Here is a 16,093-nt window from a genome sequence, read left to right on the forward strand (position 1 = left end):
GCCATCCCTGGGCTGATTGACACCTGTCGTAACGCCACGTCAAGATAAAGGCAGATTGATTAAAAAATGTAACAAGAGTGGCGGAATGTCCTTGGAATTTTTGTCGTTAGATGACCTACAGGAATTAGCGCGTCAGTATGGCTATTGGACGGTCTTTATTGGCATTGCCCTAGAAAATACCGGGATTCCACTACCGGGGGAAACCATCACGATCATTGGGGGATTCTTGGCAGGCAGTGGCGAACTAAATTATTGGTGGGTTTTATTATCCGCTATTGCCGGGGCCGTCCTGGGGGATAATTTTGGCTACTGGATTGGCCGCTGGGGCGGTTGGCCGCTCCTCGTCAAAGTCGGCAAATTCTTTAAGATCAGCGAACACCAACTGCTGGTGGCTCGACAGCAATTTAGCAAAAATGCACCGGGCGCGGTCTTCTTTGGCCGCTTTGTGGCCCTCCTACGCATCTTTGCCGGGCCCATGGCCGGGATTGCTCAGATGCCCTACTGGCAATTTTTGGCCTGTAATTTTGGTGGGGCCACCCTCTGGGCCACGTTGATGGTGACTTTGACCTTTTTCCTGGGCCGCCTCATTCCCCTCCATCAATTAGTCTACTGGGCCACGCAATTTGGCCTGGTGGCCCTCGCCGTAGTCATCCTTGCAGTTGTTTGGTTAGTGCGCCGAGAAATCCGCAAGTTTACAACCTAGGGTTAGGCTTGGCCCCAGGGTTCTACCTGAATTAAATCCTCTAGGTTAGCCCGCATGGTGCGACAAATTTGGTCTAGCGGGAGGTCATTCGCATCATGGCCAAAGGGATTTTCAATTTCGACACCAATTTCTTCAATACCAAAGACGGTAAAGGCAATAATCCCCACCACAACAGGCGTCACCCAGTGCAAAGTATTGACCATTTGAAACGGGGTAATAAAACAATAGAGAAAAATCAACTGGCGCAGATGGATGGCATAGGCGAGGGGGATGGGGGTTTTGAGAATGCGCTCACAACTGCCTAAAACCTCTACCATCGTATCCACTAGGCGAAACATGGCGGTGAGTTGGTAGGGATTGATGTGATGCTGTTGATACTCCTGCTGTAGATAGTCGCTAATCCAAAAGGCAATTTCTAAGGGGGGATTATTCATGGTCTGGAGCTTTTGATGGCAAGAGGCGGGCATCAATTCTGCGACCTCATCGTTCAAAGGTTCCGAGCGGAGATGAAGTTTGGTGGCGACGGCGAAAGCCACCAGTAGTTTTAAAATCGCTACTTTCTCCTCGTGGGCTTGGGCCTCCTTTTCTTCTACCGCGACCCAAATAGTACGGGATAGATTACGAATGGTGTTCACTAACATCCCCCAGGCCTTGCGCCCTTCCCAAAAGCGTTCGTAGGCTGTATTCGTCCGAAATACCAGCAGTAAGCCTAAAACAATACTGGGAACAATACTTTCCTTGAGAGGGATCGAAAATTCACGCCCCCACCAATCACTCAGCGTCACCCCCAAAGCAAACAACATACAGACCAGAACCCTCGGCGCGATCGCTGGAATGACTGACCCCCGCCAGCGCAACAGAATATCTGTCCAAACCCGATAGTCTTGTTGTTTTCTGGTGGATGTATTGAGGCACCTATCTAACCACGACTGCGTAATTTTCATCAAAGTTAACGGGAGTACTTCCCCTCAGATTGGCACAGGTCGGCCCCCTTGCCCAGGATCAACGCTGGAACCAGGCCGGTCTAAAAACCCAGATCTGCTTTGGCCTGGGCGGCGGCGATCAGCACGTCTTCATCACTTTTCTCTTCCCAGGCGGAGATACCAATCTCTCGATAAAATTGCTGGTCGTAGGGCCGAGTTCTCACCACGACGGGCATCGGGACGGCATGGCCCAGAACCAGGGCCTGCTGTTTAGAATCCAATTTGGCCAGAACCGAGCGTAAATTTTGCCCCCCGGAAACCCCCGTAAAAATGGCCTCGATATCCTTCTCGTCGTTAAGCAAACAAGTAATCCGAGTACCGACCTGGGACATGACTTCGTTATCAATACCCGAGGGCCGTTGATCGACCACCAGCAGGGTCACGAAATATTTCCGCATTTCCCGCGCAATGGTGCCAAAGATGGTTTGATGAACGATGCGCGAATCGAGAAAACGATGGGCCTCTTCAATGGTGATCACCAACTGCTGGGGCCGGTCGCTGGGATTTTTGCTTTGTAGAAATCGTTCCGCTTTTTTGACGTAGGTGGCGTGGATGCGTCGGGTGATCATATTGGTGGCCAGCATGTAGGAGAGCAGATTGGATTGGGAACCAAATTCAATCACCACATTTTTGCCGGCTTCTAAACATTGCAAAACCTGATCAATATAGTTGTGGGGACAGGTTTCCCGGAGGTATTTTAGACTTTCCAGACGCTTGAGTTTCCGTTGCAAGGACATGATTGAGCCGGGATGGCCCTGCTTTTCTTCACAAAAGACTTTGATATCTTCGTTGCTCATCACCAACAGCCGTTTGATCCAATCCCGCTTATATTCCGAGTAGAGAATATTGGCATTATCCAGGGCCGCTTCCGACAGGCCCAGTTCAAAACCCACCAGCCGAATATCTTCGATCTCAATTTGCTCAAAACTGAGAAATAGCTCCTGGGAGTCTCGCACCCCCCGACGCTGGGTCGATTCTGCATCCAGGGTAAAGATTTCCACCTGGCCCGGAAAGAGTTGCCGCAGGCCTTTAACCGTGGAGACTGTCTTGCCCTCCCGCATGGCCTCCCAACCGTACTCCGAGTGCATATCAAACATCAAATTAACAGCGGCTCCTTTGCGAATAATGCCGGAAATCAGTAGGCGAGTCAGAAAGGATTTGCCGGTGCCGGATTTACCAAAAACGCCATTGCTGCGCTCCACAAAGCGATCTAGGTCTAGACAGACGGGCACTTCCATATCGAGGGGTTGACCAATGGAAAAGTTGCGCCGGGTGGGGTCGTCCTCCCAACCAAAGACCATACGAAAATCCGCTTCACTGGCCTCAAAGACTTGGCTAAAGTGGGCGGGAATGGTTTTGACGGGTTGTAACTCCAGGTCAGCACTGGTCTGGGGCGTGAAGGAGGCCAGGCCATTACTACGGGCTCCATCAGCCGGTCGGAAGGAACCCGGCTCCTTGGGAGTAAACATCAGCATCGGGGCCAATTCCAGCGTGCCGTAGGTGCCACTGCCCGCCAAAACTTCACGCATCAAATTATCCTCAACGCCCGGCGGATTGGCCAAAATGCGGGGGTTGGCTGTGCCCAGGGAGACATCGGTCAGTAGACAAAAAAAGCGGGAGCGACTGCCCTGAATAACTAAAAATTTTCCCACCCGCATTTCTTCCACGGAAACATCGGCATGAAGACGGACTTCGAGGCCCTGGCTGAGGGAACCTTGGATGACGGAACCGAGGGGAAAATCTTGCATAGTGCCCATAGCAGTACTATTGCCACTATATCGAGAAAGGACGATCTCGCCTAGGGTCGGCCTGGTGGGGAGGGTAGATTTTGTACCTGTTGCAGCAGGTGTTGCCGTTGGGGTTGCAGGGCCTGGTCTAGGGCTGGGGCCAAAATAGGGGAAGGAAGCAGGTCAGCAAACCACAGCGTCATGGGCAAATTATCCACCACCCGAAAGAAATCCTCAGGATTCGGGCCATCAATATGGCGGCTAACGATGCCATAACCTAGCCGTTGGCGTCGGTATTGCAACACGGGGGCCCCCTGCCGTAGCCATTGGGGCAAGTTCTGGGCCTGGGCCAGGGAGGTTAATAATTGCTGTTCTAAAGGTTTGGATAAGAGCGTTTGAGTCGCTTCGATCCAGGCTTGGGTTAGTAGTTGGGGTCGCTGGGCCGGAGTTTGCCAGGCCTGGAGGGCCGTCCGGGTCACTGTCGGAAGTGTGGCCAAGGTCTGAGGTGAAGGAGTCTGGTTTTGAGCCAGGGCCAGGAGAACTTGTCCCGTTGTTGTTCCGTATTGACTCAGATCAGACTGGGCTTGGGAATAGTCTCCCATCCACCAGGCCAGACCGCCCCGAATTTGATGGAGCAGGGGTTTAAGTTCGGATTCTGAGCTAGTTTTTTCCAGCAGGCGATCCAGATCTTGACGTACCTGGGTCAGCAGTTGGGGATAGAGATTAATCAGCAGAGGCGTCCGCCAGAGGGGACTGGTGATAAAAATGGGGTCGCGCAGACATTCCAAGCTAAAGGCCTGCAGGGCCAACTCCGGCTGTTGCTGAAGCAATAGGCTAAGGCCCAAACCGTAGAAGAGGCCCCGTTTAGCTGGCACGAGGGACAGGGCCTGAGCAAAGGAACGACTAGCCGCTCGGGGGTCTTGACCCAGTTGCAACCAGCCTAGATTGCTATGGGTAAATTCCTGGTAGGGAGAAACCTGAGCCGCTTTTGCGAAGGCCGTCATCGCCCGTTGTTGCAGGGCCTGCCGTTCCTGGGGATTTTCCGTCGTTAAGGCTAAATTCCCAAAATTCCAGCCCAGTTGATTGGAATAGTAGGCTTCCCAGGGGGCCAACTGCTGGGCCTGGGTGAGATATTGTTCAAAGGCCGGAATATTTTTGGCCGCCAGGGCCTGAAACCCCAGGTTGGAGAGTTGCCAGGCCCGGTGGATGGGAAATAGCCAGATACTGACGGCAAATATCAGGCCCAGACCGCCGTAGAACAGGGTAAGGGCCAAGGGATGGGTTTTGGCTTCCTGGGGAGAACAGCGACCATAACTGAGCAAAATCGCACTAACAATCACCAAAAAGCCGCTAATCCCCAGATTATCCAACTGATAATCCGTCAGGGCCATGACGACATAGGCCCAGAGTCCACTGCTAAGGCTCCAGACCCAAATAATTTCTGCCTGGGGTTTGTCGGGCTTCTGCCACCAGCGTCCGAGGCCATAGAGCAAAGCAATGATCACGGCAACCCCAAGCGCTAGGCCCCAGAGGCCCATTTCCGCAAACAGTTGGGCCGGTGTACTGTGCAATTGGTGGATCAGTTCCGATTCCCGGCCAGCCCAGATGGGTCGATAGCGTTGGTAGAGCAACGGTACACCGCCCAGGCCAACCCCCGTCCAGAGGTGGGCACTGCCCATGCGCCATCCCACCTCCATATTGAGTAAGCGATAGGTCAGTTCTCCTCCCTGACCTTGGAACAGGCCCCGCACAATGGCCTGGAAACGGTCGTTACTCGCCAGAATCAGCAATAGCAGGGCCGAGGTAGCGATCACGATGCCCAGTAACCAACGCCGGCCCAATTGGCCCCAGCGGATCAGACCCAGCAGGCCCAAAAAACAAAGAACTGCCAGGCCAAGCAGGCCCCCGCGAGAACTGGTGGTATAGAGATCCAGTAACCCCAAGCCCACTCCACTGAACCAAAACCAGCGTTTTTTACCCGACGCTGTCAGGCCTAGAGCCAAGAGTAACGGCAGAGCCAGTAGGAGATAGCCCGCTACATAATTCTGGTGGCCGATGGGGGCCCAGTTGCGCAGTTCCAGGGTGCTAAAGCTAAATTTTTCTTGGACACCGAAGCTCTGGAACTGTTGTAGTAAGTCCAATTGGGGCAGAAGGGTCTGACTGAGCCACAGGGCCAAGCTCAAGAGAATAAAGGCAGAACTTAGATACCCTTGAAACACCAAGAGGCCCTGGCGCCGGGCCGGTGTTTGTAACCAAGTATTGAGGGCATACAAAGCGCTCAGATAGCCCAAAACTGACCAGGCATACCAACGGGCTTGTTGGGGAAATTCTGCGCCCCAAGTGCTGACCACCAGGCCCAGTAAGGTGAAGCCGACCAGATAATCCCAACCCAGCCCTAATCCTTGAATCTGCCGCCGCTGGCCGATTTGCCACAGTAACCAGAGCATGGGGGCCAGTAGAGCAATTTGCCAAATAAAAACAGTGGGCCAGGCCACCATCAAACTATTGCTATTGGGCAGAAGGGTGAATAGGGCGTAGAGAGCAGCGGTTAATAGGCCGAGTAAGCGGCCTTCGTTGCTGGGCAAATCTGCCTTGGAGGAAGCAGGGGGCATCGTTTAAGATTAGAAGTCGGTTTCTCCCCAATTATGGGCTTTCTTTCGCCTGGCTCCCAAAAAATTTTCTATGACCACTGCCCCTCAATCCCCGGCCATTGCCCGTATTCTGGACGCGAATCTCAACCGCGCGCGGGAAGGCCTGAGAACGATTGAAGAATGGTGCCGCTTTGGCCTCAATTCCGCTGAATTAGCCGAGCCATGCAAAGCCATGCGCCAGGAAATCGCCCGTTGGCATCGGCCGGAATTTCGTCAAGCTCGGGATACCACGACAGACGTAGGCACTCAGTTAACCCATCCCCAGGAGGCCCAGCGGGAAAGTCTCCAGCAATTGCTCCAGGCTAATCTTGGCCGAGTACAAGAGGCCCTGCGGGTTCTAGAAGAATACGGCAAACTCCACGATCCGGCCATGGGGGCCAGTTTTAAACAACTCCGCTACCAGACCTACATCCTGGAACAGAACCTATTGGGGCAAGACCGTTTTGCCCGTCTGCGCTCGGCTCCTTTGTACCTCGTCACCTCTCCCCACGACCAACTCCTCGCCATTGTGGAAGCGGCCCTGGCGGGAGGCCTGACCCTAGTTCAGTACCGCGATAAGGACACCCCCGATGGCCAACGTTTGCCCCTGGCCCTGCAACTGCGTGATCTCTGCCATCGCTACAGGGCCTTGTTTTTAGTCAATGACCGGGTGGATCTGGCCCTGGCGGTGAAGGCGGATGGGGTCCATCTTGGGCAACAGGATTTACCCATTGCGGTAGCCCGTGAGATCCTTGGCCCTCAGGCCATTATTGGCCGTTCTACGACTAATCCCGAAGAAATGGCCAAGGCCCTGACGGAAGGAGCCGACTATCTCGGGGTAGGGCCCGTTTATGCCACCCCCACCAAGGCCGGTAAAGCAGCAACGGGCCTGGATTATGTGACCTACGCTCGGCAACATTCTCCCATCCCCTGGTTTGCCATTGGGGGAATTGAGGCTAGTAATCTCCCTGCGGTGATGCAGGCCGGGGCCGGTCAAGTGGCCGTCGTCCGGGCGATCATGGCGGCTGATAATCCCACCCAGGCCACCCAGTCCCTACTGGCGACGCTCAAAACTCCCGTCTCCCCAGGGAAATAGCGCCACTCCAGTCCCCATGCACCTGAAATCTCTCCACCTCCGCGCCTTCCGCAACTACTCCGAACAACAGCTTGAGTTTCAGGCCCCGAAAACCATTTTGGTGGGGGATAACGCCCAGGGAAAATCGAACCTCCTGGAAGCAGTGGAACTCTTGGCCTCCCTCAAAAGTCATCGCACCTTCCGCGACCGAGACCTCGTCCTAGAGGGCGCAACCAGCGCCATGATCACGGCGCAATTAGACCGTCGTTATGGCCCAGCGGAAATGAGATTACGCTTACCCGTTACCGGCCGTCGGAGTTACCAAGTCAATCAGGAAACCGTGCGCCGTCAGGCCGATTTTTTGGGGGTGCTCAATGCGGTGCAATTTTCTTGCTTGGATTTGGAGCTGGTACGGGGCGGGCCGGATAGTCGCCGTCAATGGCTGGATACCTTGCTCATTCAACTCGAACCCCTCTACGCCCATATTCTTGCCCAGTACCAACAGGTACTTAAACAGCGCAATTCCCTCCTCAAGCAGTCCCGTCAGGGCCAGGTTATTGATCCGGTGGCATTAGCACTATGGGATCAACAACTGGCGGAATTTGGAACCCATATCAGTCGCCGCCGGGCCAGGGCCCTAACCCGTTTACTCCCCTTGGCCCAGGATTGGCACCAACGCATTAGTGGCCATCAGGAAAACTTGGAAATTAACTACCAACCCAACGTTCCTTGGCAGTCGGACGACCCTGCGACTATTCAACAGGCCTTTTTAGCCAAATTTAGCCAGCGGCGCATCGCTGAACAACAATTAGGAACCTCTGTGGTCGGGCCCCACCGGGACGAAATCGTATTAACCATCAATCAAACTCCTGCCAAGGCCTACGGCTCCCAGGGCCAACAACGAACTTTGGTCTTGTCTCTCAAGCTGGCAGAATTACACCTACTGGAAACTATCATTGGGGAACCGCCCTTGCTCCTGTTGGATGACGTATTGGCGGAATTAGACCTGCATCGGCAAGGCCAATTATTGGCGGCCATTGAAGACCGTTTTCAAACCCTGATTACCACCACTCATCTCAATCGCTTTGAACCCCATTGGTTGAGGTCAGCAGAGATCTATCAAGTCCAGCAGGGCCAGTTAACACCCCTGGAATTGGCTAGATAAAAACGTCCTGACCACGCTCTAAAGAGTCAGTCATCTCCCCAAGCAGGGTATTCCAGGCCAGGGCTTGGGCCTGGGGCATCTGACCATAACTAAACACCCAGGGCAGGGCCGGATCGAGTTGGGGCAAAAACCAATCCAGAACGTAGGGACTGCCGTAGAGCAACAGGGCCTGGAGTTGGCCAGAGCGTAGAAGTTGTTTGTAGACGGCCTGGGTTGTTTCAGTGAGGCCCGCGATGCCTCGGAAGGGATTGCCTCGCACAAACAATTGCAGAATTAAAGGGCCGCTTCCCAGGGCCTCTTGTGTCAAACTGGCCTGGTCGAGCAGTCGAGGCCTCGATCCAAAACGGGCCGGTATTTTCACTGCCGGACAGGCCCGATCCAGAAAATCGCAGTTCAAGAGATCATCCACCACGATCACATGGTTGCAGGCTATTTTCTTTGACCAAGGTAGGGAGCCACCGCATCGTTGGGAGCCTTGCAAAATCTGATCAACGGTTTGTCTCGCCTCCGTCGTGGCCACCATAGCGGGAAAGGCCGGGGGATTCGGGTTAACCAGCTTGGCCTTGGCTTTTTGAATCCGCTCAAAGGACTGGTCAATTCGGTTTTCAGAAATCCGGCCCGCTAACACCGCCTGTTCAACCGCCGCAATGGTAGCAACGGGATCGGGGGGCATCAGCAAAATATCGGCCCCGGCCAATAAGGCCTGAATGGCCACTTCATCAGGGCTGGCAAACTGGGCCACCCCGCCCATAATCAGAGCATCGGTGACGATCAGGCCGGAAAAACCCAAGACTTCTCGTAATTGGCCGGTCAAAATGGCCGGGGAAAGGGTGGCGGGATGCTCTGCGTCCCAGGCCGGAACACAGATATGGGCTGTCATTACCGTATCTACATCGGTGGCAATGGCCCGTTGAAAGGGAGGTAATTCCAGGGCCTGTAAACGCTCCAGGCTATGGGAAATGATCGGCAAATGCAGGTGGGAATCGGTGCTGGTATCACCGTGGCCGGGGAAATGCTTAGCCGTCGTTAGGACAGGATAGGCCTGGGCCCCTTCAATAAACGCTTGGACTAAATGGCCGACTAACACCGGATCATCACCAAAGGCCCGGATATTAATCACCGGATTATCGGGATTGTTATTGACATCGGCAATGGGGGCCAAAATCCAATTTAAACCCAGGGCCAGGGCCTCCTGAGCGGTGAAGTAACCAAACTGTCGAGCCAGTGCCAAAGCTTCCGTTAAGTTGTGCTTAGCAATTTCGCCTAGGGCCATAGGGGGCGGAAACCAGGTGGCCCCACTGAAGCGTTGCCCCACGCCTTCTTCAATATCCGCCGCTAGGAGTAGAGGTGTTGGTGACCAGGCCTGTAACTGCTGGGTGCGCTGAACCAGGTCTGCGGCACTACCCCCCAGGAGAATCACACCGCCGAGGTTAAGGGTTTCTAGCCAATGTTGGAGAGTCTGGTTACGGGGTTCCCACTGGGGATAGCGAATCTGCTGGTCAAATAAAAACCCTGAGGCCCGAACGACAATTAACTGGCCAATTTTTTCCCGGAGGGTTGTCGGGTTTTTTCCTAGCATTTAGCTGTATTTTAACAATCAATATGAAAAGCATTGTCGCAGTTTTTTCCTTGAATTAGAAGCCCAAACCCATTGCGATTATGCTAAGGATTCAGGGGTGATTGGACAGTGCAGACCCAGCCTTTACCGTCGATGGCCGTAGACTTTCATAAGAGCACGTCTAGACTCCATAGCTACTTTTTCATATCGTTTTCCTTAGATATCGACAGCTTTCAGGCCGCTCGTTTAGTCATCAAAAAAATTAATTCTGGCCCGTCTGCCCTGAACCCCAGACAACGGTAAATCCTTATAAAATGAATAGGCGATTGCAATACACCTCCCCATTCAGGTCAGCCCATGTCCAGTCGAGAAAAAGAAGACTTTCTCTATCCTCGGAGTCGCTACCACGGCGAATTTAAGCCAGAAAAGCTCGTTTTTAATTCTAATTTGCAGGAATTTGCCCAGCGGGTCAGCTATATTTGCAACTTAGAAACGGCGGGGAAGCTAGATACCCTCGTGGCCTACGAACAAATCAAGGCCCTCTGGAAAAACCTTAAGGCCAGTAAGCATGAGCTTAAAATTGGTGAAGATCCCTTTCGGCCCGAAGATCCTCATTCCGAGGAAGATTAATCTGGAGGGCGAGCACAGGGAAGCAGGACGGTAAACTGAGTCCCCTGGCCGACGTCACTTTTAACGCTAATCTGTCCTTGGTGATGATGGGCAATGGCCTGGGCAATAGCTAATCCCAATCCCATCCCCTTATTCGCTAGAGAGGAACGAGCTGGATCTGCCCGATAGAACCGATCAAAAAGATGAGCTAACTGATCCGGGGCAATTCCCCGGCCGTTATCTGCAACGACCACCTGGAGGTAGGGTTGACGCTCCCGTTGTAGGCGCTTTAGGGTCAAACGAATCCGACTTTCTAGTGTACTCGTTTCCAGACCATGCTCTAGAGCATTGCTGATTAAATTGGTAAACAAGCGGGCCAACTGATCCCAATCCCCCATTACCGTAAATTCCGCCTCAGGTTCCTGGCAAGCAGAAGGGATTTCGAGGGATAACTGTACGCTCTGGCCGGTCGCCCCAAGTCGTTGTTCTTCCATCACTTCCAGCAATAGGGCATCTAGGGGCACGGGTTGCATTTGGGATTGGAGCGTCCCACTATCGGAGCGGGCCAAGAAAAGTAAATCATTGACTAAATTCCCTAAACGTTGGGTTAGACGCTCAATCACCTTGAGTTGTTGTTGGGTATCGCCATCGGGATAGGCCAGGGCCATTTGCACGTTGGTTTGGATCACAGCAATGGGATTACGCAGTTCGTGGGAGGCATCCGCGGTAAACTGCTTCAGACTCTGATAAGACTCCTTGATCGGCTCCATGGCTAGACCAGAAAGGAACCAACCGATGGCCCCGACGCTCCCCACCAGAAGACTTAGTCCTAAACTGAGATCAAAGAGCAATTGTTGAATCGGCTTGGTCACTTCAAACCAGGGATGGCTCACGCGCAGATAGCCTAAAATATGCTGGTTACGCTCGATGCGTTCAGTAATTTGCCGCAGGAGCCGGTCGTTGGAAAACCCAATTTTTTCCAGCTTGGGGCCTAGGGGTAAAGTAATGGGGCTGGAGTCTCCCAAGGTAGACCACAGTAGTTGGCCCTGGGGATTAAACCATTCCAGGTCGATGTGGTCGTCTTCCACCGCTTCGGCATTGGAGCGAAAACTAGCCTCGACATTCAAGCGGTAGTGGCCCTGACTCAACGGCTGGATTACCAGGGAGCGGTCGATCACCTCCACGACATGCTTGAGGGTGTCGTCGATGCGCTCCACTAGGGTATGACGGACGTAAAAATAGACCCCGCTGGCAAACAGCAACAAAAGCACCGCCGTTACTAGGGTGTACCACAGGGCCAATCGACGCCGCGTTGCTTGGAACATAGACAGGGCCTATTCTCCGTCTGAACCGGAAGCTAATACAAACTCTCTAGATTTGGGCGAGAGAATTGACTCAGACAACCCCTCGCGCTTAGAGGACTTGGGCCCGGAGCCAGGCCACGGGTAAATACAAGAGCTTTTTCGGAGTGGGAACGTAGGCCCGTTGGTTAAAGACATTGTAGTGATTGGCTTCGATCACATCCAGAATGCCTTGGTAGAGCATCAGGGCCGTCCAGACCGGCCAGCGAGAATCCCGGTTCAAGGCCCGAATGCCCCGTTCCGCATCTTCAAAGTATTGCCGAGCCCGTTGAATCTGGAATTGCATCAAGGCCCGCCAACGTTCGTCATTCACCCCGTTGAACAGATCCTGTTCACTGTAACCAAAGCGGTCTAAATCCTCTAGGGGCAAATAAACGCGGCCACGCTGAATATCTTCTCCCACATCCCGCAAAATATTGGTCAGTTGGTTGGCAATGCCGAGGGCGATGGCTTCTTCCTGGGGAATATAAACGGCATCGGGTTGCCAGGGGGGACGGCCGGCCCCCGTTTCGACCCCCAGCACTGCACTGGACATCAAGCCAACGGTACCCGCCACCCGATAACAATAGAGACTTAATTCCTCAAAGGTTTGGTAGCGGCTCCGGTAGAGATCCATCCGCTGGCCCGCGATCATATCCCGAAAGGGTTGGATATCCATCGGAAAACGTTCCAGGGTGTCCACCAGGGCCACATCGGCATCATCCAAGGGATGGCCGGCAAAAATTGACTCTAAATGTTGTTCCCACTGGTCGAGGGTTTCCGGCGTGGTTTGGCTGGCCTGGGGGCCATCCACCAATTCATCAGTGCGACGACACCAAAGGTAAATGGCCCAGATGGCCCGACGTTTAGCCGGCGGCATCAGCAACGTCCCCAGGTAAAAAGTCTTAGCGTACTGGGCCGTCACCTGACGACAAATTTCATAGGCTTCGTCAACGGAGGCCAGGGGGGAAGTGGCGGGGGTTGGCTTGGGCAGTTGTAGCATTAAAGACGGACGAGAGTCAGTCGCCAGTGACCCAGCGGAAACTGTAGTAACTGCGCGTTTAAGAGAGATTTGACCGTTAAACATTTAGCATTGTCGCATTGTAGATGCCTTTTGTCAGTGCTTGCCTGTGAGGCCATCGGAAGAAATTTTGACTTAGGCCAGGGTTGCCATGGGTGCTGGGTGTTCCTTCCGAGCCGGTTGGTAGTCTACGGCAATAGCCTGGGCACATTGTTTGCCAGAAAGAACAGCTCCTTCCATACTGCCGAGGTACTTTTGCATGGTGAAGTCCCCCGCGAGATAGAAGTTTTTAATGGACGTCCGTTGGTCGGGGCGACAGGCCTGACGGCCAGGCGTGGCTTTGTAGACAGAACGGGGGGTTTTAACAACGTGGTACTTGCGCAGTTGGGCCGGATTGTCGCCGGTAAAGTGCTGGGGGAATAATTTTTCGAGTTCTGCCATGGTGGCGGCAACGATCTCTTCCTCGGAGCGACTAATCCAATCCTGGGCGGGAGCTAAGACCAGTTCCAGCATGGAGCGGTTCGGATCACTGTACTCACGACAGGTGTTGCTCATGTCGGCGTAGACACTCAGCAGAGGAGAGCGGGAGAACAGCAGGTGGTCAATATCCGTCAGCTTGCGGTCAAACCAGAGGTGGAGGTTAATCACTGGCACTCCCTCCAGGCCTTGAATTTGCTTAAATTCCGGGAATTCACGCCAGGCGTCCGGCACCATCGTTTTTAGAGGATCCACTGGCATGGCGGAAATGTAGAGATCAGCGGTAAACACTTCATCGGGAGCGCCGTCTAGACCCCGGATCAAAAAGCCCTGTACCGTGCCATCCTCATTGAGCAAAATTTCCTTAAGGGGGGCATTGAGCCGGACTTCCCCCCCCCGTTCCGTGATGTAGTCCACGATGGGTTGGCAGAGACGTTCAGTGGGGGAGCCATCCAAAAAGGCCATTTTTGAGCCTTCTTTTTCCTGTAAAAAGCGGTTGAGGGCCGTTAACAGAATGGTGGCAGAAATTTCATCGGGATTGATGAAATTGAGGGCCTTACTCATCGCAATAAAGACCTCTTTTTCGATGCGGGGAGGAATATTTTGCTTCTGCATCCATTCCGACCAAGTGTATTGATCCATTGCTTCAACATAGCTCTGGCCCTGGATCATGGCGGGTAGGAGGCCCAGACCAAACTTGATTTTCTCCGGCCAAGTCAGCATATCGTTATTGCCTAAAATGGCCACAACGCCGTTGAGGGGGGCCGGAATATCGGGAAAATCAAAGCGAGAGTAGGTGCCGGGTTTTTCCGGTTGGTTGAAGATCATGGTGTGCTCTTTCCATTGGAGCCGGTCTTCGATGCCCAATTCTTTAAACAATTGCAACATATTGGGATAGGCCCCAAAAAAAATATGAAGGCCGGTTTCGTACCAGTCTCCTTCCTCATCTTTCCAGGCCGCCACCTTGCCCCCCAGCACGTCCCGACGTTCCAGGACTATGGGGGTAAATCCTGCATCGGCAAGGTATTTGGCACAAGCTAAGCCCGCTAATCCGGCTCCGGCGATTGCAACGCGCATGGACAACTTCTCGCTTTTGACTATCATTGATTATGGTTGCTGACATTATACTTTACAGTTCGTAATATTTTCTTAAGGATTTGTTCTCTCCCGTCACCAGAGGCTCGACGGCAAAAGCCAAAGACGGGCAATTACATTCTTTTGTATTAACTTATGCGAAGCGCTGGCAAGGCCTTGCCCCAGGGGCTAGACTGCAAAATCCGACGAGAAACTTAACAATTTGCAATAAAAAGTAACGCTATATGGGGATCAGTGCAAAGTATTGCTAAAAAGATTCACAAGATATTAATTTCCCGTTTATCCTCCTCAGATTCCTTGATAATCAGAGTAGAGGAAAAGCAGAAGTTAATCTTGATTCTTCTGAACGAATCTCTAGAAAAATACCATCATTGAGAGACAAGTAATGCGGAGGTTGGTATGAATATTCATGAGACATTACAAAATCTGGTTCAGTACTTTACAGAAGCCTTTGCTCGGATCTTTGGCCCTTCCACCGATGAATATCCCGAAGTTGGTGTTCAGCCCTTTGAAGGCGATCCCTACGCTAATGCGGCTGATGATCATCACTAGGCTGCTTTTGAAGGGAAAAATAACCCGGTTATTAGCAGCTCCAACATCAATCCTACGGTGTCATTCCCAGCGAATACACCGCTATTTTATGGCTCAATCATGATATTGAATTCTGGGATCGAGGATGCCATAGATAACATCAGCTAAGGTACTAAAAATCACGACCAAAATGGCATAAATAAAGGTGATAGCCATCACGACGGGGGTATCACTGCGATAGATAGAGTCGATCATCAAGGCCCCCATTCCCGGTACCCGGAACACCTGCTCCGTCACCAAAGCCCCAGTAAACACGGCTGGAATATCTAGAGCCACAAGCGTCACCAGCGGAATCATGGCGTTGCGCAGAAGATGCTGGCCAATTACAGCCCTGGGGGCCAGGCCCTTTGCATAGGCGGTGCGGATGTAGGGTTGGGGCAATTCTTCCAGGACAGCGGAACGGACAAACCGCAGGAGCGTAGTGCATTGGTATAATACCAGGACACTAACGGGAAGAATTAACTGTCGAATTTGCTCTCCGAGGCTAGCCGCATTCGTCACCTGGAGCGTACTGCTATAGACAAAGGGAAACCAGCGCCATTGCACCGTAAACACCCAGATGAAAATGAGGCCAGTCACGAAGGTTGGCAGAGAGAAGCCCAGTAAACTCAGGCTGGTAATACTCCGGTCTAACCAACTGTTCTGCTTAACTGCTGCCAGGATCCCCAAGGGAATCGCAATCAGGGCACTCAATAAATAGGCCGAGCCCATCAGTCCCAGGGTGGTGGATAACCGTTGAGCAATGAGATCCCTCACCGGACTACGGCTGGTAAAGGAGTAGCCCAAGTCCCCTTGCAAAAAGGCCCTGAGCCACTTCAGGTACCGGACAGGCAAGGGTTGGTCGAGGCCAAAGCTTTTGCGGAGATTTTCGCGCACGGCTTCGGGAATAGAAGGATTGGTGGCCACTTCTCCCAGGGGATTGCCCGGCGCCAGGGCCAGGAGAGTAAACAGAACCAGGCTAATGCCCAACAGGGTCAGGCCAGCAATCACTAAACGCTGAATCAGATAACGCCCCATGGAAATGTCCTAGTAAGGATTGGGTTAAGAGACGATCAACGGGGAGAGTCGCAGAAGGAAACCCCAAGGGATAGAATAATAAGGCCCACCGCCGTCTAATTA

13 protein-coding genes are annotated in these 16,093 nt (G+C 53.0%); 5 read left to right on the plus strand and 8 right to left on the minus strand.

Annotated features, from left to right (window positions below):
* Nucleotides 1-85 precede the first annotated feature (85 nt).
* Nucleotides 86-703: a DedA family protein gene (locus ABXS88_RS08130; RefSeq protein ID WP_353674674.1), complete on the plus strand. Its 618-nt coding sequence runs from the start codon at nt 86-88 to the stop codon at nt 701-703.
* A gap of 2 nt (nt 704-705) precedes the next feature.
* On the opposite strand, the gene ABXS88_RS08135 is transcribed toward ABXS88_RS08130, so the two are convergent.
* The 3 genes from ABXS88_RS08135 to ABXS88_RS08145 form a co-directional block, all read right to left on the minus strand.
* Nucleotides 706-1,647, minus strand: coding sequence for a bestrophin family ion channel (locus ABXS88_RS08135; protein WP_353674675.1), 942 nt, complete (start codon nt 1,645-1,647; stop codon nt 706-708).
* 80 nt (nt 1,648-1,727) lie between these two features.
* Entirely contained in the window at nt 1,728-3,434 is a 1,707-nt protein-coding gene (locus ABXS88_RS08140; protein ID WP_353674796.1) for an ATP-binding protein, read from the minus strand.
* A gap of 50 nt (nt 3,435-3,484) precedes the next feature.
* On the minus strand, nt 3,485-6,025 hold the full coding sequence (locus tag ABXS88_RS08145; RefSeq protein ID WP_353674676.1) for an O-antigen ligase family protein: 2,541 nt from the start codon (nt 6,023-6,025) through the stop codon (nt 3,485-3,487).
* Between the two features lie 70 nt (nt 6,026-6,095).
* On the opposite strand from ABXS88_RS08145, the gene ABXS88_RS08150 reads away from it, so the two are divergent.
* Nucleotides 6,096-7,139: a thiamine phosphate synthase gene (locus ABXS88_RS08150; protein WP_353674677.1), complete on the plus strand. Its 1,044-nt coding sequence runs from the start codon at nt 6,096-6,098 to the stop codon at nt 7,137-7,139.
* A 16-nt stretch (nt 7,140-7,155) separates the two neighbouring features.
* Entirely contained in the window at nt 7,156-8,283 is a 1,128-nt protein-coding gene (gene recF, locus ABXS88_RS08155) for a DNA replication/repair protein RecF (RefSeq protein ID WP_353674678.1), read from the plus strand.
* Here the strand turns inward: recF and ABXS88_RS08160 are convergent.
* The gene (locus tag ABXS88_RS08160; protein WP_353674679.1) at nt 8,276-9,862 is read right to left on the minus strand and encodes a glycoside hydrolase family 3 N-terminal domain-containing protein; all 1,587 of its coding nucleotides are present in this window, start codon (nt 9,860-9,862) and stop codon (nt 8,276-8,278) included. The two genes, recF and ABXS88_RS08160, sit on opposite strands and share 8 nt — an antisense overlap.
* A 336-nt stretch (nt 9,863-10,198) precedes the next feature.
* On the opposite strand from ABXS88_RS08160, the gene ABXS88_RS08165 reads away from it, so the two are divergent.
* Complete coding sequence (locus ABXS88_RS08165) at nt 10,199-10,471, plus strand: hypothetical protein (RefSeq protein ID WP_353674680.1); 273 nt, start codon at nt 10,199-10,201, stop codon at nt 10,469-10,471.
* Here the strand turns inward: ABXS88_RS08165 and ABXS88_RS08170 are convergent.
* The 3 genes from ABXS88_RS08170 to pds all read right to left on the minus strand — a co-directional run bounded on the left by ABXS88_RS08170 (nt 10,468) and on the right by pds (nt 14,365).
* Nucleotides 10,468-11,775 carry a HAMP domain-containing sensor histidine kinase gene (locus tag ABXS88_RS08170; RefSeq protein WP_353674681.1) on the minus strand — a complete coding sequence of 436 codons (1,308 nt, stop codon included), beginning with the start codon at nt 11,773-11,775 and terminating at the stop codon, nt 10,468-10,470. The two genes, ABXS88_RS08165 and ABXS88_RS08170, sit on opposite strands and share 4 nt — an antisense overlap.
* Nucleotides 11,776-11,863: 88 nt before the next feature.
* On the minus strand, nt 11,864-12,793 hold the full coding sequence (crtB, locus tag ABXS88_RS08175; protein WP_353674682.1) for a 15-cis-phytoene synthase CrtB: 930 nt from the start codon (nt 12,791-12,793) through the stop codon (nt 11,864-11,866).
* 153 nt (nt 12,794-12,946) lie between these two features.
* Nucleotides 12,947-14,365, minus strand: a complete 1,419-nt coding sequence (gene pds / locus ABXS88_RS08180) for a 15-cis-phytoene desaturase (protein WP_353674683.1) — start codon at nt 14,363-14,365, stop codon at nt 12,947-12,949.
* A gap of 417 nt (nt 14,366-14,782) precedes the next feature.
* Between pds and ABXS88_RS08185 the strand changes: the two genes are divergently transcribed.
* On the plus strand, nt 14,783-14,935 hold the full coding sequence (locus ABXS88_RS08185; RefSeq protein ID WP_353674684.1) for a hypothetical protein: 153 nt from the start codon (nt 14,783-14,785) through the stop codon (nt 14,933-14,935).
* Nucleotides 14,936-15,028: 93 nt separating this feature from the next.
* Here ABXS88_RS08185 and ABXS88_RS08190 read toward each other — a convergent pair whose 3' ends face one another.
* Nucleotides 15,029-15,991, minus strand: coding sequence for an ABC transporter permease (locus ABXS88_RS08190; protein WP_353674685.1), 963 nt, complete (start codon nt 15,989-15,991; stop codon nt 15,029-15,031).
* Nucleotides 15,992-16,093: the final 102 nt, after the last annotated feature.

This window comes from Synechocystis sp. LKSZ1, assembly GCF_040436315.1.
Classification (GTDB): Bacteria; Cyanobacteriota; Cyanobacteriia; order Cyanobacteriales; family Microcystaceae; genus Synechocystis.

Bases quoted from the DNA above. Each gene is read 5' to 3' on its own strand.
- ABXS88_RS08170 (WP_353674681.1), bottom strand. From the start codon at position 11,775: ATGTTCCAAGCAACGCGGCGTCGATTGGCCCTGTGGTACACCCTAGTA.
- ABXS88_RS08145 (WP_353674676.1), bottom strand. From the start codon at position 6,025: ATGCCCCCTGCTTCCTCCAAGGCAGATTTGCCCAGCAACGAAGGCCGC.
- ABXS88_RS08165 (WP_353674680.1), top strand. From the start codon at position 10,199: ATGTCCAGTCGAGAAAAAGAAGACTTTCTCTATCCTCGGAGTCGCTAC.
- ABXS88_RS08150 (WP_353674677.1), top strand. From the start codon at position 6,096: ATGACCACTGCCCCTCAATCCCCGGCCATTGCCCGTATTCTGGACGCG.
- ABXS88_RS08140 (WP_353674796.1), bottom strand. From the start codon at position 3,434: ATGCAAGATTTTCCCCTCGGTTCCGTCATCCAAGGTTCCCTCAGCCAG.
- ABXS88_RS08160 (WP_353674679.1), bottom strand. From the start codon at position 9,862: ATGCTAGGAAAAAACCCGACAACCCTCCGGGAAAAAATTGGCCAGTTA.
- ABXS88_RS08135 (WP_353674675.1), bottom strand. From the start codon at position 1,647: ATGAAAATTACGCAGTCGTGGTTAGATAGGTGCCTCAATACATCCACC.
- crtB (WP_353674682.1), bottom strand. From the start codon at position 12,793: ATGCTACAACTGCCCAAGCCAACCCCCGCCACTTCCCCCCTGGCCTCC.
- ABXS88_RS08190 (WP_353674685.1), bottom strand. From the start codon at position 15,991: ATGGGGCGTTATCTGATTCAGCGTTTAGTGATTGCTGGCCTGACCCTG.
- ABXS88_RS08130 (WP_353674674.1), top strand. From the start codon at position 86: ATGTCCTTGGAATTTTTGTCGTTAGATGACCTACAGGAATTAGCGCGT.
- pds (WP_353674683.1), bottom strand. From the start codon at position 14,365: ATGCGCGTTGCAATCGCCGGAGCCGGATTAGCGGGCTTAGCTTGTGCC.
- ABXS88_RS08185 (WP_353674684.1), top strand. From the start codon at position 14,783: ATGAATATTCATGAGACATTACAAAATCTGGTTCAGTACTTTACAGAA.
- recF (WP_353674678.1), top strand. From the start codon at position 7,156: ATGCACCTGAAATCTCTCCACCTCCGCGCCTTCCGCAACTACTCCGAA.